Source organism: Reyranella sp., from assembly GCF_017305915.1.
Lineage (GTDB): Bacteria > Pseudomonadota > Alphaproteobacteria > Reyranellales > Reyranellaceae > Reyranella.
The window spans coordinates 38,615-61,017 of record NZ_JAFKJN010000022.1 but is presented as its reverse complement, the minus strand read 5'-3'; the positions used below and the strand labels follow the sequence as shown (position 1 = coordinate 61,017).

20 protein-coding genes and 1 CRISPR repeat array are annotated in these 22,403 nt (G+C 66.3%); of the genes, 8 read left to right on the top strand and 12 right to left on the bottom strand.

The window, feature by feature from the left end:
• Position 1 precedes the first annotated feature (1 nt).
• The 9 genes from J0J01_RS21830 to J0J01_RS21790 all read right to left on the bottom strand — a co-directional run bounded on the left by J0J01_RS21830 (position 2) and on the right by J0J01_RS21790 (position 9,212).
• Positions 2-709: an ABC transporter ATP-binding protein gene (locus J0J01_RS21830; protein ID WP_296384522.1), complete on the bottom strand. Its 708-nt coding sequence runs from the start codon at positions 707-709 to the stop codon at positions 2-4.
• Complete coding sequence (locus J0J01_RS21825; protein ID WP_296384521.1) at positions 699-2,570, bottom strand: branched-chain amino acid ABC transporter ATP-binding protein/permease; 1,872 nt, start codon at positions 2,568-2,570, stop codon at positions 699-701. Before J0J01_RS21825 ends, J0J01_RS21830 begins: the two co-directional genes overlap by 11 nt.
• On the bottom strand, positions 2,567-3,418 hold the full coding sequence (locus J0J01_RS21820; RefSeq protein ID WP_296384519.1) for a branched-chain amino acid ABC transporter permease: 852 nt from the start codon (positions 3,416-3,418) through the stop codon (positions 2,567-2,569). Before J0J01_RS21820 ends, J0J01_RS21825 begins: the two co-directional genes overlap by 4 nt.
• Positions 3,419-3,425: 7 nt before the next feature.
• On the bottom strand, positions 3,426-4,601 hold the full coding sequence (locus tag J0J01_RS21815) for an amino acid ABC transporter substrate-binding protein (RefSeq protein WP_296384516.1): 1,176 nt from the start codon (positions 4,599-4,601) through the stop codon (positions 3,426-3,428).
• 157 nt (positions 4,602-4,758) lie between these two features.
• Complete coding sequence (locus J0J01_RS21810) at positions 4,759-5,466, bottom strand: ABC transporter ATP-binding protein (protein ID WP_296384515.1); 708 nt, start codon at positions 5,464-5,466, stop codon at positions 4,759-4,761.
• Complete coding sequence (locus J0J01_RS21805; RefSeq protein WP_296384514.1) at positions 5,459-6,208, bottom strand: ABC transporter ATP-binding protein; 750 nt, start codon at positions 6,206-6,208, stop codon at positions 5,459-5,461. The genes J0J01_RS21810 and J0J01_RS21805 overlap by 8 nt, the downstream gene beginning before the upstream one ends.
• Positions 6,205-7,173 carry a branched-chain amino acid ABC transporter permease gene (locus tag J0J01_RS21800; protein WP_296384513.1) on the bottom strand — a complete coding sequence of 323 codons (969 nt, stop codon included), beginning with the start codon at positions 7,171-7,173 and terminating at the stop codon, positions 6,205-6,207. Before J0J01_RS21800 ends, J0J01_RS21805 begins: the two co-directional genes overlap by 4 nt.
• A gap of 7 nt (positions 7,174-7,180) precedes the next feature.
• Entirely contained in the window at positions 7,181-8,038 is an 858-nt protein-coding gene (locus J0J01_RS21795) for a branched-chain amino acid ABC transporter permease (protein WP_296384511.1), read from the bottom strand.
• Positions 8,039-8,045: 7 nt separating this feature from the next.
• The gene (locus J0J01_RS21790) at positions 8,046-9,212 is read right to left on the bottom strand and encodes an ABC transporter substrate-binding protein (RefSeq protein WP_296384509.1); all 1,167 of its coding nucleotides are present in this window, start codon (positions 9,210-9,212) and stop codon (positions 8,046-8,048) included.
• A gap of 53 nt (positions 9,213-9,265) precedes the next feature.
• Here J0J01_RS21790 and J0J01_RS21785 point away from each other — a divergent pair, with 53 nt between their 5' ends.
• Both J0J01_RS21785 and J0J01_RS21780 read left to right on the top strand, forming a co-directional pair.
• Positions 9,266-10,318 (top strand): alcohol dehydrogenase, encoded by a 1,053-nt coding sequence (locus tag J0J01_RS21785; RefSeq protein ID WP_296384507.1) that lies wholly within the window; start codon positions 9,266-9,268, stop codon positions 10,316-10,318.
• A complete protein-coding gene (locus J0J01_RS21780; RefSeq protein WP_296384506.1) occupies positions 10,315-11,286 on the top strand; it encodes a class I SAM-dependent methyltransferase in 972 nt (323 codons plus the stop codon). Before J0J01_RS21785 ends, J0J01_RS21780 begins: the two co-directional genes overlap by 4 nt.
• An 89-nt stretch (positions 11,287-11,375) precedes the next feature.
• On the opposite strand, the gene J0J01_RS21775 is transcribed toward J0J01_RS21780, so the two are convergent.
• Both J0J01_RS21775 and J0J01_RS21770 read right to left on the bottom strand, forming a co-directional pair.
• Positions 11,376-12,116, bottom strand: coding sequence for a TlyA family RNA methyltransferase (locus J0J01_RS21775; RefSeq protein ID WP_296384505.1), 741 nt, complete (start codon positions 12,114-12,116; stop codon positions 11,376-11,378).
• A gap of 4 nt (positions 12,117-12,120) precedes the next feature.
• Complete coding sequence (locus J0J01_RS21770) at positions 12,121-12,582, bottom strand: VOC family protein (protein WP_296384503.1); 462 nt, start codon at positions 12,580-12,582, stop codon at positions 12,121-12,123.
• A 33-nt stretch (positions 12,583-12,615) separates the two neighbouring features.
• Between J0J01_RS21770 and J0J01_RS21765 the strand changes: the two genes are divergently transcribed.
• The 6 genes from J0J01_RS21765 to J0J01_RS32745 all read left to right on the top strand — a co-directional run bounded on the left by J0J01_RS21765 (position 12,616) and on the right by J0J01_RS32745 (position 20,564).
• On the top strand, positions 12,616-13,356 hold the full coding sequence (locus tag J0J01_RS21765) for an SDR family oxidoreductase (protein ID WP_296384501.1): 741 nt from the start codon (positions 12,616-12,618) through the stop codon (positions 13,354-13,356).
• A 54-nt stretch (positions 13,357-13,410) separates the two neighbouring features.
• The gene (locus J0J01_RS21760) at positions 13,411-14,070 is read left to right on the top strand and encodes a peroxiredoxin (RefSeq protein ID WP_296384499.1); all 660 of its coding nucleotides are present in this window, start codon (positions 13,411-13,413) and stop codon (positions 14,068-14,070) included.
• A 384-nt stretch (positions 14,071-14,454) separates the two neighbouring features.
• Positions 14,455-17,493, top strand: coding sequence for a type II CRISPR RNA-guided endonuclease Cas9 (gene cas9, locus J0J01_RS21755; RefSeq protein ID WP_296384497.1), 3,039 nt, complete (start codon positions 14,455-14,457; stop codon positions 17,491-17,493).
• Complete coding sequence (cas1, locus tag J0J01_RS21750; protein ID WP_296384495.1) at positions 17,469-18,362, top strand: type II CRISPR-associated endonuclease Cas1; 894 nt, start codon at positions 17,469-17,471, stop codon at positions 18,360-18,362. Before cas9 ends, cas1 begins: the two co-directional genes overlap by 25 nt.
• 20 nt (positions 18,363-18,382) lie before the next feature.
• The gene (gene cas2 / locus J0J01_RS21745) at positions 18,383-18,688 is read left to right on the top strand and encodes a CRISPR-associated endonuclease Cas2 (protein ID WP_296384493.1); all 306 of its coding nucleotides are present in this window, start codon (positions 18,383-18,385) and stop codon (positions 18,686-18,688) included.
• A gap of 57 nt (positions 18,689-18,745) precedes the next feature.
• Positions 18,746-19,708: a CRISPR direct-repeat array (repeat unit 36 nt; unit sequence AGCCTACCAATGGGAAGTCGGTAGGGAAACCACGGC).
• A gap of 376 nt (positions 19,709-20,084) precedes the next feature.
• Positions 20,085-20,564, top strand: coding sequence for an HNH endonuclease signature motif containing protein (locus tag J0J01_RS32745; RefSeq protein ID WP_365737874.1), 480 nt, complete (start codon positions 20,085-20,087; stop codon positions 20,562-20,564).
• Here the strand turns inward: J0J01_RS32745 and dxs are convergent.
• A complete protein-coding gene (gene dxs, locus J0J01_RS21740; protein WP_296384491.1) occupies positions 20,449-22,365 on the bottom strand; it encodes a 1-deoxy-D-xylulose-5-phosphate synthase in 1,917 nt (638 codons plus the stop codon). The two genes, J0J01_RS32745 and dxs, sit on opposite strands and share 116 nt — an antisense overlap.
• Positions 22,366-22,403: the final 38 nt, after the last annotated feature.

Here is a 22,403-nt window from a genome sequence, read left to right as displayed (position 1 = left end):
GTCAGACTCCGAGATAGGCTTCGCGGATTTGCGGCTGCTTCAGCAGGTCGGCGGGCAGACCCTGGGCGACGATCCGTCCCTGCTCCAGCACGTAGGCGCGGTCGGCGATTTCGAGCGCCTTCAGGACGTTCTGCTCGACCAGCAGGACGGCGGCGCCCTCGGCGCGCACGCGAGCGATGATCTCGAACATGTCGTCGACGATGGTCGGCGCCAGGCCGAGCGACGGCTCGTCGAACAGCACGATGCGCGGCCGCGCCATCAGGGCGCGTCCGATCGCCACCATCTGCTGCTGGCCGCCCGACAGCTCGCCGGCCAGCTGGCGGCGCTTGTCGCGCAGGATCGGGAACAGGCCGTAGACCCGGTCCAGCGACTGCGCTCGCGCCACGCGCGCCGCGGGCAGATAGCAGCCAAGCTCGAGGTTCTCCTCGACCGACATCTTGGCGAACAGACGGCGGCCCTCCGGCACCAGGGCGATGCCGTGGCCGCAATAGGCATGGGCGCTGACCCGGGTCATGTCGGCGCCGTCGAAGCGCAAGGTGCCGCGGCGGCTGCGCAGCATGCCGGCGATGGCGTTGATCAGCGTCGTCTTGCCGGCGCCGTTGGGGCCGATCACCGAGACGATCTCGCCGCCGTCGACGTCGAGCGAGACGTCCCACACCGCGGGCGCATCGCCATAGCCGATATGCAGGTTGCGCGCCTCAAGCAGCATAGGCTTTGCCCAGGTAGATGCTGACCACGCGCGGATCGCGCATGACCTCGCGCGGTGCACCTAAGGCGAACAGCTTGCCCTCGTTCAGCACCGCGACCCGGTCGGAGAGCTCGACGACCGCGCGCATCAGGTGCTCGACGAACACGATGGTGGCGCCCTGGGCGCGGATCGCGCGCACCAGGCGGATGGCGTTGTCGACCTCGGCCGGATTGAGGCCCGACAGCACCTCGTCGAGCAGCAGCAGCCGGGGCTTGGCCGCCAGGGCGCGCGCCAGCTCGAGGAACTTGCGCTCGTGCAGGTTCAGGGCGGCCGGCAACGCCTCCTCCTTGCCGGCAAGGCCGGTGAAGCCGATCCAGTGCAGCGCCTCGTCGCGAATCTCGGAAGCACTCCTCCCCCGTCTGCGGGGGAGGTGTCGGCGTCTTACGCCGACGGAGGGGTCGTGGGCCGCATCGAAGGTGTCGCTCATGACCCCTCCATCGCGGATTACCGAGCCACCTCCCCATTTGAATGGGGAGGAATGCTCCATGCCGAAGGTCGCGGCCAGCACGACGTTCTCCAGCACCGTCATGTTCACGAACGGCCGCGGGATCTGGTAGGTGCGCGCCACGCCGCGGCGGGCGATCTGGTGCGCCGGCAGATTGCCGATCTCGATGCCGTCCACCTTCACCGAGCCCGAGGTCAGCGGATAGAATCCCGAGACGACGTTGATCAGCGTCGTCTTGCCCGAGCCGTTGGGCCCGACCAGCCCCAGAATCTCACCCTCGCGCACATCGAGATCGACGCCGCCCAGCGCCTGCAGGCCGCCGAAGCGCTTGGTAGCGCCGCGCACCTCCAGCAGCACTTTGTCACTCACCGGCTTTATCGCCGGCATGACCGGTGCGACCTCGGCGATGGCCGGCGGCGGCGTGGCGCGACGGCGTTTCGCCAGCCACTGCTTGACCGCGGGCACGAAGCCGTCGGGCAGCCACAGGATGGCGGCGATCAGGATGACGCCGACGATGGCGCGGCCGACCATCGCCTCGCCGCCGCTGATGAAGGCGTAGAGCAGCGCGGTGATGGCCGCGGCGCCGATCGCCGGGCCGAACCAGCTCCGCGCGCCGCCCAGCACGCTCATCAGCACGACGTAGAGCGGCACCGTGAGCTCGAAGGTCCCTGAGACGGTGATGAAGCCGACATACATCGCATGCACGCCGCCGACCGCGCCGGCGATCGCGGCCGACAAGGCGAAAGCGATCAGCTTGTAGCGCAGGGTCGGCACGCCCTTGGCCTCGGCCACGTCCTCGTCGTCGTGGATGGCGAACAGGCCCATGCCGAGCCGGGAATGCACGACTTTCCAGGCGATGCCCAGGCTCGCGACGCAGAGGATGAAGCCCAGCAGGTAGATCGTGCCGGTCGGCGTCGGCATCAGGTTGGGCAGCGGCACGGCGCTCATGAAGATGCCGCCGCCGCCGTCGATCGGCGTGTTGAGGATGATGGTGGCGATCACGAAGGTGACGGAAAGCGTCAGCAGCGCGAACAGCTCGCCGCGCAGCCGGCGCAGGCGGAAGACGATGGCGCCGACGCCCAGCGCCAATAGAGCCGGCAGCGCCGCCGCGACCGGCAGGGTCGCCAGGAACGGCCAGCCGAACTTGGTCGTCAGGTCGGCGGTGACGTAGACGCCGACGCCGAAGAAGGCGGCATGGCCGAGGCTGAAATAGCCCGCAAAGCCGCTCAGCAGCGCCCAGCTCGTCGACAGCGAGACCCAGAAGAACACAAGGTACAGGAAGGAATCGTAGAACGCCGGCAGCCGCGCCATCGGCAGGAAGCCGAGCACGCCGATCGCGACGACGGCGCCGAGCCGGGACAGGCCGTTGGCGTTCATAGCCACTCCGGATCCCACAGCAGGATCGCGATCAGCACCGAGAACGACACCACCGGCGCCCAGGCCGGGGCGAGGACCGCCATGGCGATCGATTCGCTGGCGCCGATCAGCAGGCCTGCCAGCAGCGCGCCCAGCGGGTTGCCCAGCCGGCCGATGATGACCACCGCGAAGACGACGCCGAGATAGGCCCAGATCTGCGCCGGCGCGAGGGTGGCGATCAGGGCGATGAAGGTGCCGGCGATGCCGGCGTAGGCCGCGCCGATACCCGACAGCAGGTAGGCGAGCTTCTTGTGATCGACGCCATAGGCCGCGGCGATGCCGGGGTCCTCGGCGGCGGCGCGCAGGGCCTTGCCGACATAGGTGCAGCGCAGCCACAGCCAGGTGCCCCAGGCCAGCGCGCCGGCGACCAGGCAGAGCGTCAGGTCGAGGATCGGGATGTAGAACGGCCCGGCCTTGAGCGAGCGCGTGGCGTACTCGGTCTCGTAGCGGCGGAAGTCGGCGGTCCAGTAGAGCTGGATGCCGACCTCGAGGATGATCGCGAAGCTGAAGGTGATCAGCAGCGAGGCGAGCTCATTGACCTTGAACTTGTCGAACAGCCAGTGCTGGGCGACGCCTATGGCGAACATCGCCGGCACGATCAGCGCCGCCGACCACCACGGCTCGACGTGATAATTGGTGCCGAGCTCGTAGACGAGATAGGCGGCCAGGAAGGCCAACGCGAAGTGGCTGAGATTGACCAGCCGCAACAGGCCCCAGCTCAGGCTGAGGCCCATCGCCAGCAGGCCATACAGCCCACCCGCCAGGACGCCGGAGATCAGCGCCTGGCCGAGAAGCGTCGCACTCGGCATCCGAGGGTTACGACGCGATCAGCTTGACGCCCGGTGCCGCGAGCTCCTTCGGCCAGACGACCTTCCACTCCTTGTTCTGCACCTGCTTGATCAGCTGGGCGGCGTCGCCGTGATTGTACGGGCCGTCGAACCGCGCCTTGCCATAGATCGTGTCGACCCGGTTCTTCCTGAGCCAGGCCGCGATTTTCTCGTCCTCCAGGCTGCCCGCACCGTTCACCGCGGCCTCGAGGATCTGCCATTCCGCGACCATGCCGCAGGCCTGGGCGTCGATCGTCGGGTACGGCAGGTTGGCCTTGGCCGCCTTCTCCTTGTACTCGGCGGCGATGCGCTTCATCCCGGGCCGGCTCATGAACGGCTCGTCCGGCTCGATGAAGGTCGAGCACAGCGCCTTGTCGCCGTCCGCCGACACCGCCAGCGGCCCCGGCGCCGGATACAGATGGAAGTGGTTCTTCGGCTTGTAGTCGAGCTTGCGCAGCGCCTCAAGCAGGAGATTGCTCTCCAGGCCGAGCGAGCCGACCCACAGGAAGTCGGCATTGGCCTCCTTGATGCGCGCGGCGATCGCCCCGAAATCGCGGTTGCCCGATTCGTACTCGAGATAGAGCGGCACCTTGACGCCGCGCTTCTCAGCCTGCGCCTTCATGCCGAGCGCCATGAACTGCGCCGACGGGAACTTCGAGGTCAGGATGACCATCGACTTGGGCGGCGCCGGGAACGTCGCCATCGCGTCGAGGATGACGTTGGGATAGGTGACGTCCGGTTCGGAGCCGAACGGCGTCGCCGGAAAGGCGCGGTCGTAGGTCTGCAGCTTGGGGATGCCCATGCTGCTCTGGATCATCACTTTGCCGTAGCGCTGGGCCACGCCCATCGCCGCCAGGATCGGCGCCGTCGCGTACGGGCCCTGGATCAGGTCGACCTTGTCGACGGTGATCAGCTTCTCGTAGAGGCTGCGGGCCACCTCGGGCTTGGACTGGTCGTCGAGCAGCACGTACTCGACCGGCCGGCCGAGCAAGCCGTTCCGGCCGTTGATCTCCTCGATCATGATCTCCGAGGCGATCTTGTGCAGCATCGCCGTCTGGGCAAGGAAGCCCGTCAGCGACAAGGTTCCGCCGACCCGCACCGGCTTTCCCGACGGCGCCGCTCGCAAGAGGCCCGGTGCCGCGAGCGTCGCGGCTCCTCCCATCATTCCGGCCAAGACACGACGACGGCGCCACGCGCCCACCCGATCGACCATCGTTTCCTCCGCCTGGCGCCATTGTTGTGGAGTGCGCCGTTGTGCGGATGTTGGAATACGGGTGATGGCCTGTAAACGCTTTTTCGAAACTTTCGGAAGTTTTCGAAATTCAGCCGCCCGTGACGCCGAGATGGCGCTCCAGCGGCGCACCATCGGCGAGCAGCGCGGCGCTCGACGCTTCGAACACGATGCGGCCGCGGTCGAGCACGATGGCTCGATCGGTGATCGGCAGGACTTTGCGCGCGTGCTGTTCGACCACGATGCCGGCCATCTTCTCTTCGCGAAACAGCTTCCTCAGCGCGCGCAGCAGCTCTTCGATGATGATCGGCGCCAGGCCCTCGGTCGGCTCGTCGAGCAGCAGCAGGCGCGGGTTGAGCGCCAGCGCCCGGCCGATCGCCAGCATCTGCTGCTCGCCGCCCGACAGCGAGCCGCCGGACTGCCCGCGCCGCTCCTTGAGGCGCGGGAACAGACCATAGATGCGATCGAGCGTCCACGAGCCCGGCCGTGCCACCGCGGTGATGTTCTCCTCGACCGTGAGCGAGCGAAAGATGTTGCGCTCCTGCGGCACCCAGCCGATGCCTGCCGCCGCCCGCCCCTCCGGCGCCATCGCGGCGATCTCGCGCCCGGCGAGGCTCAGCGAACCGCCGAACCGCTGCGTCACGCCGACGATGCTGTCGATCAGCGTCGTCTTGCCGACGCCGTTGCGGCCCAGCACCGCCAGCGCCTCGCCCTCCTGCAGCCGGAAGGCGATGTCGGACAGCACCACCGCGCGGCCGTAGCCGGCGCTGAGGCCGCTGACGGACAGCAGCTCAGCCATGCTCGGCCTCGTCGAGATAGACGGCCTTCACCCGCGGATCGGCGGCGATCTCCCCAGGCGTGCCTTCCGTCAGCAACGCGCCCTCGACCAGCACCGAGATGCGCTGCGCGAAGTCGAAGACCAGCCCCATGTCGTGCTCGATCAGCAGCACCGAGACGTCGGCAGGCAGCGTGGCGATCGCATCCAGAATGCCTTTGCGCTCGGCGGCGGGCACGCCGGCGGCCGGCTCGTCGAGCAGCAGCACACGCGGCGCACAGGCGAAGGCGACGGCGATCTCCAGCAGGCGCTGCTTGCCATAGGGCAAAGTGTCGGTGCGGACATCGAGCGCGTCGGCAAGACCGAAGCGTTCGGCGACTTCATCGACGTCGCGCGCGAGGGCGTCACCCCCGACCGGCCGCCGCCAGCGCGCACCCTGCCCCAGCCGTTCGCTGACCGCGAGCGACAGCGTCTCGAGCGGCGTCAGGTCGGCGAAGAGCTGATTGATCTGGAAGGTGCGCACCAGGCCGCGGCGAACGCGGGCCTCGGGCCGCAGCCGCGTCACGTCCTCGCCGCCGAGCAGCACGCGGCCGGCCGAGGGCGGCAGCACGCCGGTCAGCAGGTTCACGAAGGTGGTCTTGCCGGCGCCGTTGGGGCCGATCAGGGCATGGCGCGCGCCCTTTTCGAGGCGGAAGGTGACGTCGTTGGTCGCGACGATGCCGCCGAAGCGCTTGGCGAGGCCCTGCGTCTCCAGCGCGGCGGTCATGAGCGCACCACCCTGGCGACCAGGCCGCGCACGGCGGCCGCCAGCCGCTCGCGGCCGACCAGCGCCAGCGCCACCAGGAATATTCCCATCCACAGCATCCAGAACTGCGGCGAGCTGGTCGACAGCACGTCCTGCAGGATCTTGAAGGCGATCGCGCCGGCAATGCCGCCATAGAGCCAGCCGACGCCGCCGATGATCAGCGCCAGCAGCACGTCGGCCGAGCGCTGGAACTCCAGCACCTCGAGCGAGACGTAGCCCGTGGTCTGCGCCAGCAACGCGCCTGCCGCGCCGGCATAGGCCGCGGCCAGGGTGTAGATCGCGATCAGCCGGCGGTGGACCGGCACACCCAGTGCCGAGGCGCGCAACGCGTTGCGCCGGGTCGCCATCAGCGACAGGCCGAACGGCGAGTGCACGATGATGCGCGCCAGCAGGAACAGCACGAACAGCGTGACCAGGCTGTAGGCGTAGGCGGTGCGGCCGTAGAGGTCGAACTCGAACCGGCCGAGCAACGGCCCGACCGTCATGCCTTGCAGGCCGTCGGCGCCGCCGGTCCACTGCGGCAGGGCGTTGGCCACCTCGTGCAGCACCAGCGCGACGGCAAGCGTCACCATCAGCCGGGTGAGGTCGCTGCCGCGCAGCACCAGGAAGCTGGTGGCGAAGCCGAGCACGCCACCGGCCGCGATCGCCACCGCGAGGCCGGCCAGCGGATCGGGCATCACCAGCTTGCAGAAGATGCCGGCGGCATAGGCGCCTGCGCCGAAGAACGCCGCGTGGCCCAGCGACACGATGCCGGCATAGCCCAGGATCAGGTCGAGCGAGAGCGCGAACAGCGCGAGTATCGCCACCTCGTTCAGCAGCAGATGCTTGCCCGCCGGCGCAAAGAGGGCGGCGAACGCGACCAGCCAGAACACGATCTCGACCAGGCGCCAGCGGGCGCGGCGCGCGAGACCGTCGGCCGCCTTCATCGGGCCCTCATCGAGCTCTGGCGAACAGGCCGTTCGGCCTGAGCACCAGCACGACGATCAGCACGACATAGATCACGAAGCTGCCCAGCGCCGTCGACAGGTAGTATTTGCCGGCCACGTCCGCGACGCCGAGCATCAGCGCGGCGAGGAACGGCCCGAGGATCCCCGACGTCCCGCCGACCGTCACCACGATCAGGAAGAAGATCATGAACCTGAGCGGGAAGTAGGGATCGAGCCCGAGCAGCTCGACGCCGAGCGCGCCGCCCAATCCGGCGAGGCCCGAGCCGACGGCGAAGGTCGCGGCGAACACGAAGCCCACCGGGATGCCGAGCCCGCGTGCCACGCGCGCATCATCGACGGCGGCGCGCAGGCGGCTGCCGAAGCGGGTACGCATCAGGCCGAGCTGCAGGGCGAGCGCCAGCGCGCCGCAGATCACGATCAGGAACGTACGGTAGATGCCGAGATTGACGCCCAGCACCTCGCGCCGGCCCTGCAGCCAGGCCGGCAGCTGGATGTTGCGCTGGCTCGAGCCCATGAAGAAGTCCGCCGCCGCCACGGCGATGAACACCAGCCCGATCGAGAACATCACCTGCTCGAGATGGCTGCGGCCGTACATGTGGACATAGAGCGTGCGCTCGAGCACCAGCCCGAGCGCCGCGGCGACGACGAAGGCGATCGGCAGGCAGGCCAGGAACGGCACGTTCCACTGGCCCATCAGGATCACGGTGACGTAGCCGCCGGCCATCGCGAACGCGCCGTGGGCCAGATTGACGAAGTTCATCAGGCCCAGGGTCACGGCCAGCCCGCAGGCCAGCACGAACATCAGCATGCCGTAGGCCACGCCATCGAACAGGATGGTGGCCATGCGGAAGTTACTTCTTCGCCGCCTTCACCGGATCCTTGACGTTCGGGATGGTGGCGAACTCGACGTTGTAGAGCTCGCCGTCCTTCTTCTCGACCTTGCGGATGTAGATGTTCTGCACAATGTCACGGGTGTCGGGGTCGATCGAGATCGGCCCGCGCGGGCTCTCCCAGGCCATGCCCTTCATCGCCGCCACCAGCTTCTCGCCGTTGGTGTCGCCGTTGGTCTTCTTCAGCGCGCCGTAGATCAGCTCCATGCCGTCCCAGCCGCCGACCGACATGAAGTTCGGCCTCAAGCCTCCATTGGCCTTCTTGAAGGCCTCGACATAGGCCTTGTTGGCTGCGCTGTCGTGCGCCGCCGAGTAATTATGGGCGTTGATGACGCCGACCACGGCGTCGCCCATGCCGTTCAGCTGGTCGTCGTCGGTGACGTCGCCGGTGGCGATCAGCTTGACGCCGCTCTTGTCCAGTCCTCGCTCGATGAACTGCTTGACGAACTGCGCACCGGTGCCGGAGGGCACGAAGACAAACAGCGCGTCGGGTTTGGCGTCGGCCGCCTTCTGCAGCACCGGCGCGAAATCGGGCGAGCGCATCGGGATGCGCAGGTTCTCGACGATCGTGCCGCCGTCGGCCTTGAACTTGTCGGAGAACGACTTCTCGGCGTCGATGCCGGGGCCGTAGTCGGACACCAGCGTGATGACTTTCTTGATGCCGTTCCTGGCCGCCCATTCGGCCATCGGCACCGACGACTGCGCCAGCGTGAACGAGGTGCGCACGACGAAGGGCGAGGCCTCGGTGATCGACGAGGTGCCGGCCGCCATCACCACTTCCGGCACCTTGGCCTGGGTAGCGATCGGCGCGGTGGCCATGGCCGACGGCGTGATGCCGAAGCCCGCCAGCACGGCGACCTTGTCGTTGACCACGAGCTCCTGGGCGAGCCGCTTGGTCACGTCGGGCACCGAGGTGTCGTCCTTCAGGATCACCTCGATCTTCTTGCCGGCGACGGTGGTGCCCTTTTGCGCGAGGTAGAGCTTGACCGCGGCGTCGATCTGCTTTCCGGTCGAGGCCTGCTGGCCGGTCATCGGCAGGATCAGGCCGATCTTGACGGAGTCCTGCGCCGACGCGACGCTCGGCAGCACGGACAACGCGGCAATCGCCAGCAATTCGCGCCTTAACATTGTTAGTCCTCCCAACTAATTTGGAATCCTTCTAGCACACAAGGAAACGCCCGATGAAGAGTTATAAGGTCGTCGAGTTCGGTCAGCCTCTGCAGAAGGTCGAGGAAGCCAACCCGGTCCCCAAGGGCACCGAGGTGCTGCTGCGAATCACGGCGGCCGGCGTCTGCCACAGTGACGTGCATCTGTGGGAAGGCTTCTTCGACATGGGCGGCGGCAACAAGTACTCGACCGCCAAGACCATGAACCCGCCGCGCACCATGGGCCATGAGATCGTGGGCGACGTCGTCGCGGTCGGCCCCGACTCGAAGGGTGCGAGGGTCGGCGACAAGGCCGTCGTCTATCCCTGGATCGGCTGCGGCAAGTGCTGGTACTGCCAGAACGGCACCGAGAATCTTTGCCCGACTCCGCATGCGCTGGGCGTCAACGACGACGGCGGCTATGCCGACCATGTGCTCGTGCCGCATGCAAAATATCTCTACTCGTACGGCAACCTGCCGGTCGAGCTGGCCTGCCTCTATTCCTGCTCGGGCATCACCGCCTTCGGCGCGGTCAAGAAGGCGGTCGGCCACGATGCCGGCAAGCCGATCCTGGTGATCGGCGCGGGCGGCGTCGGCTTAATGGGCGTACGCTTCGCCAAGGCGGTGCTGGGCCGCGAGCCGATCGTTGCCGACATCGACGAGAACAAGCGCCAGCTCGCGCTCAAGAACGGCGCCTCGGCGGTGGTCGATCCGCGCGACAAGGAAGCGCGCAAGACGGTCATGGACCTGACCGGCGGCACCGGCGTCGCCGCGGCGATCGACTTCGTCGGCGCCGAGGCCTCGGCGCAGTTCGGCTGGCGTGCGCTGGGCCGCGGCGGACGGCTGATCGTGGTCGGCCTGTTCGGCGGCACCTTCGCGACGCCGATGCCGATGTTCGCTTTCACCGGCAACACCATCATGGGCTCGGTCACCGGCACGCCGGCCGAGATGAAGGAGATGATGGACCTCGTCACATCGGGCAAGGCCGAGCCGGTGCCGATCGTCAGGCGCAAGCTCGACGACGCCGACGCCGCGCTGCAGGATCTGCGCCAGGGCCTGGTCATGGGACGCGCCGTTCTCGTTCCGTGAGCCAGGCCAGCCGCGCTTTAGCGCATGCGTTCGAAACCGGAGCGCTCGCCGCCCCACAATCCGAAGGGCGGCGGGCGTTCTTCCTGCGTGCCGAGGAGCCGCCGTTCGCCGACATCTGCTGCGAGCAGTCGTACCGCCCGGATTTCCTGAAGCTCAAGCAGGCGACGCCGCGGCTCTCGGGTGGGTCGTGGCCGCTCGGCCTGCTGCTGCTGACCAAGCACAAGGAAGAGAACTTCGCCAACATCGCCCGCGGCTGGAGCCTGCTCGAGCCGGGCGGCACGCTGGTCTGCGCCGGTGCCAACGATGATGGCGCGGCGAGCCTCGAGAAGCAGGTCGGCAAGGTGTTCGGCCTCGAAAGCTCGCTGTCCAAGTTCCATTGCCGGGTGTTCTGGCTCACCAAGGGCGACGCCGAGCCGCCGAGCTACTGGACGGGCCTCGCCGGACTGCAGCCGGTGAGCGACAGCCGCTGGCTCAGCAAGCCCGGCATCTTCTCCTGGGATCGCATCGACGACGGTTCGGCGCTGCTGGCGCAGCACCTGCCGGATGACTTCGCCGGCCATGCCGCCGACTACGGCTGTGGTTGGGGCTATCTCGCACGGCAGATGCTGCAGCCTGCGGTGACGCGGCTCGACCTGATCGATGCCGAGCACCTGGCGCTCGATGCGGCGCAGGCCAACGTCACCGATTCGCGCGCCTCGTTCCATTGGCTCGACCTTGCGCGCGAGCCGGCGCCGGCGACCTACGATGCCATCGTCTGCAATCCGCCCTTCCATACCGGCCGCGCCTCGACGCCGGCGCTGGGCCAGGCGGTGATCGAGGCCGCGGCGCGGGCGCTCAAGCCCGGCGGCTGCCTCTACATGGTCGCCAACCGCGGCCTGCCCTACGAGCCGGTGCTGAAGCAGCACTTCGCCGGCTTCGAGACGCTCGCCGACAACAACAAGTTCCGGGTGACGAGGGCCGTTCGCTAGCTTTGTCGTCCTGAGCGCAGCGAAGGACCTCATCGCCGCTTGCAATCGGCATGAGATCCTTCGCTGAAGGCGCATGTGAATGCGCCGACTCAGGATGACAGAAGAGCGGCAACGAGGAACTCCTTGTTGCCGTCGGCGCCGGTGATCGGGCTGTCGGTGACGCCGAGCACCGTCCAGCCCGGTTGTTCCGCCAGCCAGGCTGCGATGGTGTCGACGACCTCCTGGTGAAGTTCCGGCTCGCGCACGATGCCGCCCTTCCCCACCCGGCCCTTGCCGACCTCGAACTGCGGCTTGATCAGCGCCGCCAGATGCGCGCCCGATGCGGCCAGCGCCAGCGCATTGGGCAGCGCGGTGCGCAGGCCGATGAACGAGGCGTCGCACACGATCAGGTCGATCGGTTCGGGGATCTGCGCCCGCGCGACGTCGCGGATGTTGGTCTTCTCCATCGACACCACGCGCGGATCGCTGCGCAGCTTCCAGGCGAGCTGGTTGGTGCCGACATCGACCGCATAGACCTTGGCGGCACCGCGCTGCAGCAGGCAGTCGGTGAAGCCGCCGGTCGAGGCGCCGACATCGAGCGCGACGCGGCCCGCCACCGGAATCGCGAAATGGTCGAGCGCCTTCTCGAGCTTCAGCCCGCCGCGCGAGACATAGGGATGCGGCTGGCCGCGCACCTCGAGCGGCAGGTCGTCGGCCACGCCGGTGCCGGGCTTGTCGAGCCGCCGGTCGTTGGAGAAGACCAGCCCGGCCATGATCAGGCGCTGGGCAGCGGCGCGCGTCTCCGCCAGCCCGCGCTCCACCAGCGCCACGTCGAGCCGCGTCTTCGCCATCTGCCTAAACCTGCGGCGTCTCCGGAGAGCGATGCTCGTCCGAGATCGGGCTCATGAGGCCGACCGCGAGCCCGCCGGGATCCTCGAGCACGGCATAGCGCGCGCCGAAGAAGGCGTCGTACGGCGCCTGCAGGCTCCGGTAGCCGGCCCCGGTCATGTCGGCATGGATGCAGTCGACGTCCTCGCGCGCCGCCACGCCGAAGCCGACCACGACGCGGCCGGCGATGCCGTCACGATCCTTCCATCCGATGTTCCATAAGCGCGCGAAGGTCGCGCTGTCGAGATCGATCGACGGCGTGTCGGCGGCATCGCCCGGTATCGGCCCGACATGGTGCGCACCGGTCGCCGTGCGCCAGACCCTGCCTTCCGGGATCGTCACCCCGAGGCGGCGATAGAACACCAGCGACGCATCGACATCGCTGCAGACGATATTGATCTGGTTGAACACCGGCTGCGGACCGGCCATCGTCGCGCTCCTCACGGGAAAGACGGCTCATATATGGACACGAAATTGCTCGAGGGCGAGCGCGCCCTGGTTACCGGCTGCGGCGGCGGCATCGGCCGCGGCATCGCCAAGGCCCTGAAGGCCGAAGGCGCCACCGTCCTCGGCAGCGACATCGTCGCCCCGCCGGCCGACGACGGCATCGACTTCCTCGCCGCCGATCTCGGCCGGCGCGACGGCTGGCGCACCCTGCTCGAGGCGGCTGTGACCAAACTGGGCTCGATCAGCCTGTTCGTCCACGCCGCAAGCCCGCGCCGGCTCGAGGCCGACACGCCGCTGTCGGTCAGCGAAGAGACATGGGACGCCATGACCGGCATCAACTTGCGCACGGGTTTCTTTCTTGCACGTGAGATCGGCCGCCATATGGTGGAGCGCGGCACCAGGGGCCGCATCCTGTTGATCACGTCGCAACACCGCGAGATGGCGCGCAACCTGCATTACAGCGCCTCGAAGGCCGGCATGACCATGGTGATGAAGGAGCTGGCCCGCGTGCTGGCGCCCTCCGGTATCCGGGTCAACGCGATCGCGCCGGGCGCCATCCCGGGCGGCGGCTTCGTCGCCGACAATCTCGGTGTGTTGATCGCCCAGATCCCGCTCGGCCGACCCGGTACGCCGGACGACATCGCACAAATGGCGGTCGCCGTTCTGTCGGAAAGATTTGGTCGCTATGTCGTGGGGACCACGCTGGAAGTCGACGGCGGCCTCGGCCTGATCAGCTGGATTCCCGCCAAGGCTTGACGGACCTCGCCGGAGGTCTAGATGTAGGCGATCAGCCACAGGGGGCTTACGACAATGACACTGCGCATCAACTCAACCGCGCCGGATTTCACGGCCGAGACGACCCAGGGGCCGATCGAGTTCCACAAGTGGATCGGCGACGGCTGGGCGATCCTGTTCTCCCATCCGAAGGACTTCACGCCGGTCTGCACCACCGAGCTCGGCTACATGGCCGGCCTGAAGCCCAAGTTCGACGCCCTGAACACCAAGATCCTCGGCCTGTCGGTCGATCCGGTGACCAACCACGCGAAGTGGGCGAAGGACATCGAGGAGACGCAAGGCCACGCCGTCACCTATCCGATGATCGGCGATCCCGAGCTCGAGGTCGCCAAGGCCTACGACATGCTGCCCGAGGGCGCGGGCTCGACTTCCGAGGGCCGCACGGCGGCGGACAATGCCACGGTGCGCTCGGTGTTCATCGTCGGCCCGGACAAGAAGATCAAGGCGATGCTCACCTACCCGATGAGCACCGGCCGCAACTTCGACGAGGTGTTGCGGCTGCTCGAGAGCTGCCAGCTCACCGCCAAGCACCAGGTCGCGACGCCGGTGAACTGGAAGAACGGCGAGGACGTGATCATCGTCCCGGCCGTCTCCGACGAGCAGGCCAAGGCCAAGTATCCCAACGGCTGGAAGGCGCCGAAGCCCTACCTGCGCATCGTGCCGATGCCGAAGTGACCGCGTAAGCGGCTATCCCGAGCGTCGTCGCGGGATCTTTCTTCTTCGGATCGGCGCAGAAAGACCTGTGGAAAAGCGGCGCGTGAGCGCCGCTTTTCTTTTCGGCGCTATTTGTCGGAGCGGTTGGCCCTCGGCCTCAAATCATGCCGTTGAGTCCTCACTTGAAACCACCGCTTTGGTCCGGCGCGATCGCGATCGAATGCAGCGGTAGAAGAGGAAGACCCCGGAGCGCGTTTCCGCGTCCAGGGTCTGAACCTTCAGTGGTTAAACCACTTTACCGTGGTTTCCCAACCGACTTCCCATAATGACTTGAGCATCCCCCCGTATGTGCGTCAAGATGTTCCCGCAAGGGTTGGGGAACTCATGGGGATATCTTCCGGGCTCGTGGTGCGGGAAAGTCTGACGCTAGGAGTCGATCTCGGCATCGGTTCATGCGGGTGGGCGCTGATCGAGAACGCCGACAGCGGCGGCGGACACATCGTTGCGATGGGGGTCCGTTGCTTCGATGTGCCGGAGACGGCCAAGGAGCGCGTCCCGACCAACCAGATCAGACGGCAGAACCGCCTCATGCGCCGAGTCATCAAGCGACGGCGGCAGCGGATGAACGAGGTACGGGCGCTGTTCAAGGCTCACGGGCTTCTGAGCGGTGATGGCAAGAAAGCGCTGGCGACGGGTCTGAGCCCCTGGTCCTTGCGTGCCGCCGCGCTGGATCGGCCGCTCAACGGGCAGGAATTGGCGGTGGCGTTGGGCCATATCGCGAAACATCGAGGCTTCAAGTCGAACAGCAAGCGCGACCGGGGCAAGAACGCTGCCGACGAGTCGTCCAAGATGCTCGGGGCGATCGAGAAGACACGAGAGCGCCTGGGGGACTGGCGCACCATCGGCGAGATGTTCGCCAAGGACGAGACCTATGCCGTCCGCAGGCGCAATCGCGACGGCAATTTCGACCGTTCCGTGCTGCGTGACGATCAAGAGCGCGAAGTGCGCCTGATCTTCGATCGTCAGCGGAAGATGGGCAACGCGATCGCCAGCTCAGATCTGGAACGCGAATTCATCGGCAAGGCCTTTTATCAGAGGCCGCTGCAGGACAGCGACGACCGGGTCGGGTTCTGCCCCTTCGAGCCGAATGAGCGTCGCGCGGCAAAGCACAGCCCTGCGTTCGAGCTGTTTCGCCTTGCGTCGCGCTTGTGCGCGCTGCGCATTCGTTCCTTCGGCGGCGAACGGCCGCTCACGGCCGAGGAAATCTCCCGGGCAATGGCTGATTTCGGGGCGCCGGGCGTCAAGCTGACCTACAAGCGCTTGCGCAACCTGCTCGACCTCGAGGACGGAGCGCGTTTTGACGTGCCGCAGGAAGATGAACGCAAACGCGAGATCGCCTCGCGCTCGGGTGATCAGGCCGCAGGCACGAAAGCCTTCCGCAACGTGTTGGGCGATGCATGGAAGACGCTGGCCGGCCATCCGGAGAAGATCGACCATGCCGCGGCGATCATCACCTTTCGCGAATCACTGGACTCGATCCGCAGAGGTCTGGAGGAGATCGGCTTCGAGCCCCTCGTGCTCGAAGCGCTGACGAAGGGCGTGCAGGAGGGAGAGTTCGCGCATTTCAAGGGCGCCGGCCACATCTCGGCCAAGGCGGCGCGCAAGCTCCTGCCCCATCTGATGAAGGGCCTCGGCTATCACGACGCCTGCAAGGCGGTCCGCTATGACCACGCGCGACGACCCGAAACGGACCTTTCCTCCATCAACAATCCCATCGCGCGCAAAGCGTTGGGCGAAGCCTTGAAACAGGTGCGCGCCATCGTTCGCGAATACGGCATGCCCGGCGCGATCCATGTCGAGCTGGCGCGTGATGTGGGCAAGAGCAAGGAGGAGCGCGAGGAGATCACGCGCGGCATCGAGAGACGCAACAAGGCCAAGGACAGGCTGCGTGAGGAATTCACGGCTGCGACCGGCCGGGCACGGGCGACGGCCGAGGACCTGCTGCGCTACGAGCTCTGGAAGGAGCAGAACAGCAAATGCATCTATTCCGGCGATCACATTCCGATCGACTGGGTCGCCGGGGACCGGAACCTCGCGGAAGTCGACCACATCCTGCCGTGGAGCCGTTCGGGCGACGACAGCTTCATCAACAAGACCCTATGCACCGCCAAGGCGAACCGCGAGAAGAAGGGACGCACGCCTTTCGAGTGGTTCAAGCAGGAGAAGACCGAAAAGGAATGGGAAGAATTCGGTGCACGCGTGGAGAGCAGCAAGACGTTCAAGGGACGCAAGAAGCGCAACTATCTGCTGCGCGATGCAAGCGTGCTGGAGGAGAAATTCCGGCCGCGCAACCTAACCGACACGCAATACGCGACGAGGGTCTTCGCCGAGACGCTGAAAGCCATGTACCCGCAGGACGGCTCGCGCCGGGTCTTCACGCGCCCCGGCGCTCTGACCGACCGGCTGCGACGGGCATGGGGCATACAGGGCCTGAAGAAGGACAAGGACGGCAAGCGCGTTCCCGACGACCGGCATCACGCGCTGGATGCGCTCATCGTCGCAGCGACGACCGAGGGGGCGCTCAACCGGCTGACTGGCGCCGCCAAGATCGAGGAGGAACGCGGAACGAGCCGCTTCATCGCAAACTTCAAGATGCCGTGGCCGATCTTCCAGCAGGATGTGGACACGCATTTCCCGAAGATCTTTGTCAGCCGAGCCGAGCGCGGACGCGTGCGCGGCGAATCTCATGCGGCGACGCTCCGCAGCATCGGCGACGACGGCTCGGTCGTCTATGAGCGCAAGGCGGTGGACGCCCTTGGCGAGCAGGATCTCGACCGCATCAAGGACGCCGAGCGCAATCACCGCGTAGTGACTGCATTGCGGGCGTGGATCGCTGCCGGCAAACCCAAGGACAAGCCGCCGCTATCGCCCAAGGGTGACCCGATCCGCAAAGTGAGCGTTGCGACCAATAAGAAGGTGGATGTCCTGATCCGCGACGGAGCAGCCGATCGGGGTGAAATGGTGCGTGTAGATGTGTTCCGAAAAAAGAACAGAAAGGGCGCGCACGAATATTTCCTGGTGCCGATCTACCCCCATCAGGTGGCAAATAAGCACGAATATCCGCAAGCCCCGGCTGCGTACGTGCGCAATGGCGGTACAGAAGAGCCTCTTACCACTGGCCATGAGTTCATATTCAGTTTGAATCAGTTGTCGTTCCTCGAGATCGAGAAGCAGGACGGCACCTTCATTGACGGATACTTTCGCGCACTCGACCGGAATACAGGCGCAATCAAAGTCTCTCCACACAACACGCTGCAGACGATGATCACAGGTATCGGCGTACGCGGTCTGAAGTTCATGAAGAAATATCAGGTTGACCGTCTCGGGACGCGCAACGAAGTACAGAGCGAGACCCGCACATGGCGTGGCGTGGCCTGCACATAAGCAAGGCCGCACGGCTGAATCTCGCCGATGGGCAAGTTGTCGTTGCGCAGGACGATGGCGAAGTGCGTCTGGCCTTGGAAGACATCGCCTGGATCGTACTCGATGCGCCGCACATGACACTGACCTCCACCCTGTTGTCGGCCTGCATGGACAACGGCATCGCGCTCATCGTGACCGACGCGACCCACACGCCTTTGGGTGTCGCCCTGCCCTTCCATCGCCATTTCCGACAGGGCGCGATAGCGCTGGCACAGACTGGCATGGGCACGCCGCTCAAAAAGCGTCTGTGGCAGGCGACGGTGAGGGCGAAGATCGTAAATCAGGCTTCGGCATTGGACGCGGTGAGTTGCGAGGGCGCAACGAGCCTGCGAGCCATGGCGCGATTAGTCAGCAGCGGAGATCCCGACAATGTAGAAGCACGAGCGGCGCGCGAATATTGGAGTTGCCTATTCACAGCATTCCGGCGAGAAGACGAGAGCGATACGCGCAATAAGATGCTGAATTACGGCTACGCCGTCATCCGATCGTGTGTGGCGCGGGCGCTGGTAGCCGCCGGGCTTCTGCCGGCATTAGGCATCAATCACGCGAGCGCAACCAATGCCTTCAACCTGGCCGACGATATCGTCGAGCCGTTTCGGCCCTTCGTCGACGTGTTGGCATGGCGAACGATCGGGGAAGGTCGCTCCTCACGCGAGGCGCTGACACTCGATCATAGGCGCGCAATGGCCGGCGTCATGCTGACCGACTGCGTCATGGCGCAAGAAGCGATGACGCTTCTCGCAGCGAGCGAGAAGACCGCCGCCTCTCTCGTGCGCGCGATCGAGAGCGGGACGAGCGAAGTACTGGAGCTCCCGACGATGCTGCCATGAAGGCGGAGGAGACTCGGATCTTGTGGCTGTTCGTCTTCTTCGATTTGCCCGTGGGCACGACGGCCGAGCGCCGCTCGGCGACGCGTTTCCGCAACTTTCTGAAGGACGACGGCTATATGATGCTGCAGTATTCGGTTTACGCGCGCGTGGCACGGGGAGAGGATGCAGCCTCCAAACATGTCCAGCGCGTAACAAAGAACCTGCCCCCGAAAGGTAGCGTGCGCGCGCTTCAGGTGACGGACAAGCAATATGCGAGAATGCGTCTGCTACTCGGCGAGGCGAAAAAAAATGAGCGCGTCGCGTCTCAGCAGATGGTCCTGCTCTGATTTCAGCTCTCGGGGAGAGCAGAAATCAGAGCAGTTTCAAGTTCTTGCCGCGAAGCAAGCCTACCAATGGGAAGTCGGTAGGGAAACCACGGCCAATATGGAGGCGCACGGCGCGACCGAAGGAGCCTACCAATGGGAAGTCGGTAGGGAAACCACGGCGCAGTAAGCCAGCATCACACCATCCCCAGCAGCCTACCAATGGGAAGTCGGTAGGGAAACCACGGCTCGCGCGGCGCGCTGAAGTCGTTGGCCGAAAGCCTACCAATGGGAAGTCGGTAGGGAAACCACGGCCCAGCTCGGTAGCGGTGGCCGGGACGGTGAAGCCTACCAATGGGAAGTCGGTAGGGAAACCACGGCGTGCTGGCCGAGTTCTCGTTCTTCGGTCAAAGCCTACCAATGGGAAGTCGGTAGGGAAACCACGGCGAATACCATGCTCCCGCCTACAATGCCATAAGCCTACCAATGGGAAGTCGGTAGGGAAACCACGGCTTCGTCACTTCCGCCAGTTCGACAGGGAAAAGCCTACCAATGGGAAGTCGGTAGGGAAACCACGGCTCCCGCATAGCGTCCCTCGGACATGCTCAAAAGCCTACCAATGGGAAGTCGGTAGGGAAACCACGGCCGCCCGCTTGAAGCCCTCGACCTCGGAGACAGCCTACCAATGGGAAGTCGGTAGGGAAACCACGGCCACCAGGTCGGCGCTGCCGGTGTCGGCGTTAGCCTACCAATGGGAAGTCGGTAGGGAAACCACGGCTCGCGGCGGCGAGTCCCATCGGCCGGCCGTAGCCTACCAATGGGAAGTCGGTAGGGAAACCACGGCCGCCCGCTGGGCGACCCGCGCCATGGGTGTAGCCTACCAATGGGAAGTCGGTAGGGAAACCACGGCCGCGGCCCCAGCCCTTCACCGAGTACCAGAAGCCTACCAATGGGAAGTCGGTAGGGAAACCACGGCCCCGATGCGGTGATGGCCTCGGCCGAGGCGAGCCTACCAATGGGAAGTCGGTAGGGAGAAACCACGGCGGCGATGCTGACGCCCTCGCCACATCCGGATGATTCCGCCGCGCCTCGTTGATGATGCGATTGCGCCACACTCATCCCGAGTACACACCCGAACGATCTTCTTTCGGCCCACAAGATCCTGTGGATAAGCGGCGCGCGAGCGCCGCTTTTTGGCCAATGGACCGCGTTTTTGGGGTGCGCGTTCCTAAGGAATAGCAAAAGCCATTGCCCATAATAGGTGCCAAGTGGCTGCACGCATAAAATGCGCCGATGAAGAAGACACATCCGCGCGCGCATACCCGACGACGCTACAGTCACCCTTCCTGGACAGCCCAACGGCGCCTTGCCTTCTGGACGAAGCCCGACCCGCTTTCGGGTTGCCTGATCTGGCAAGGCCATGCCTCGCAAAGCGGATACGGCCGCGTACAACTACGGCGGCCGCACACTCTTTGCTCACCGCTGGTCCTGGTCCATCAAGCATGGTCCGATTCGCCGCGGCATGGTCGTTTGTCATCGCTGCGATCAACGCCGCTGCGTCAATCCGGATCATCTCTTCCTCGCATCTCAAGCCGCCAACCTGGCCGACATGAGAAGCAAATGGCGAAGGCGACGCAGCCTCGGCATCAGGAACTACAAGATCCAGGGAGGCCTGCCGCCTGATGCGCATCCTGCGGAAATCGCCCCCATCCGCATCGTCTGCGACGGCTTCGAATTGTTGGGCGACGTCGTTCTTCGGCCGCTCGATCCAGGCGTGAAGCCGCCTATCCCCGCGCCCGCTCCGCCCGCTGGCCGAGCGCCGCCAGCGCCGTCGCCACGATGTGCGGCGCGTCGAGGCCCGCCTCGGCGTACTGGCGGGCCGGCGAGGCGTGGTCGATGAAGCGGTCGGGCAGCACCATCGGGCGGACCTTGAGGCCGTGGTCGAGCATGCCGGTGGTCGCCAGATGCTGCAGCACGTGGCTGGCGAAGCCGCCGACCGAGCCCTCCTCGATGGTGATCAGCACCTCGTGCTCGCGCGCCAGGCGTTCGACCAGCTTGGTGTCGAGCGGCTTGGCGAAGCGCGCATCGGCCACCGTCGTGCTGAGCCCCTTGGCCGCGAGATCCTCGGCGGCGGTCAGGCATTCGGCGAGCCGCGCGCCCAGGTTCAGGATCGCGATCTTGGTGCCCTCGCGCAGGATGCGGCCCTTGCCGATCTCCAGCGGCGTGCCCTTGGCCGGCAGCTCGATGCCGACGCCCTCGCCGCGCGGATAGCGGAAGGCCGAGGGCCGGTCGTCGATCGCCGCCGCCGTCGCCACCATGTGCATCAGGTCGAGCTCGTCGGCCGCGGCCATCACCACGAAGTCCGGCAGGCACGAGAGATAGGCGACGTCGAACGAGCCGGCATGGGTCGCGCCGTCGGCGCCGACCAGGCCGGCGCGATCGATGGCGAAGCGCACCGGCAGCCTCTGGATGGCGACGTCGTGCACCACCTGGTCGAAGGCGCGCTGCAGGAAGGTCGAGTAGATCGCCGCGAACGGCTTGAAGCCCTCGGTGGCGAGCCCCGCGGCGAAGGTGACGCCATGCTGCTCGGCGATGCCGACGTCGAACGTCCGCTCGGGGAAGCGCTCGGCGAACTTGTCGAGGCTGGTGCCCGACGGCATCGCGGCGGTGATGGCGACGATCTTCTTGTCGACCTCGGCCTCGGCGATCAGCGCCTTGGCGAACACCGCCTGGAAAGCCGGCGCATTGGCCACCGGCTTGGCCTGCTTGCCGGTGATGACGTCGAACTTGACCACGCCGTGGTACTTGTCGGCGCTGGCCTCGGCCGGCGGATAGCCCTTGCCCTTCTTGGTGACGGCATGGACCAGGATCGGCTTGTCGAGCCGGCTGTCGCGGGCGTTGCGCAGCACCGGCAGCAGATGGTCGAGATTGTGGCCGTCGACCGGGCCGACGTAATAGAAGCCCATCTCGTCGAACAGCGTGCCGCCGGCGACGAAGCCGCGCGCAAACTCCTCGGCGCGGCGCGCCGCCATCTCGAGCGGCCGCGGCAGCACCTCGGCGACCGAGCGGCCGAGATTGCGCAGCGTGACGTAGGGCTGCCCCGACAGCAGGCGCGACAGGTGCGCCGACATCGCACCGACCGGCGGCGCGATCGACATGTCGTTGTCGTTCAGGATCACGATCAGCCGGCTGCGCAGGTGGCCGGCGTTGTTCATCGCCTCGTAGGCCATGCCGGCGCTCATCGCGCCGTCGCCGATCACCGCGATCACGTTGTTGTTGTTGCCGGCGAGGTCGCGCGCCACCGCCATGCCGAGCCCCGCCGAGATCGAGGTCGAGGAGTGCGCCGCGCCGAACGGGTCGTATTCGCTCTCGCTGCGCTTGGTGAAGCCCGAGAGTCCGTTCTCCTGCCGCAGCGTGCGGATCCGGCTGCGGCGGCCGGTGACGATCTTGTGCGGATAGGCCTGGTGGCCGACGTCCCAGATCAAACGATCGCGCGGCGTGTCGAAGATGTAGTGCAGCGCGACGGTGAGCTCGACCACGCCCAGTCCCGCGCCGAGATGGCCGCCGGTGACCGAGACGGCCGAGACCGTCTCCTGGCGCAGTTCGTCGGCAAGCTGGCGCAGCTGCTCGGGCCGCAGCCGACGGATGTCGGCCGGCACGTTGACGGTATCGAGCAGTGGTGTCGAACTCTGACCGGTCATGGCGTCACACTATAGACCATACGAGGTTAGACCATACG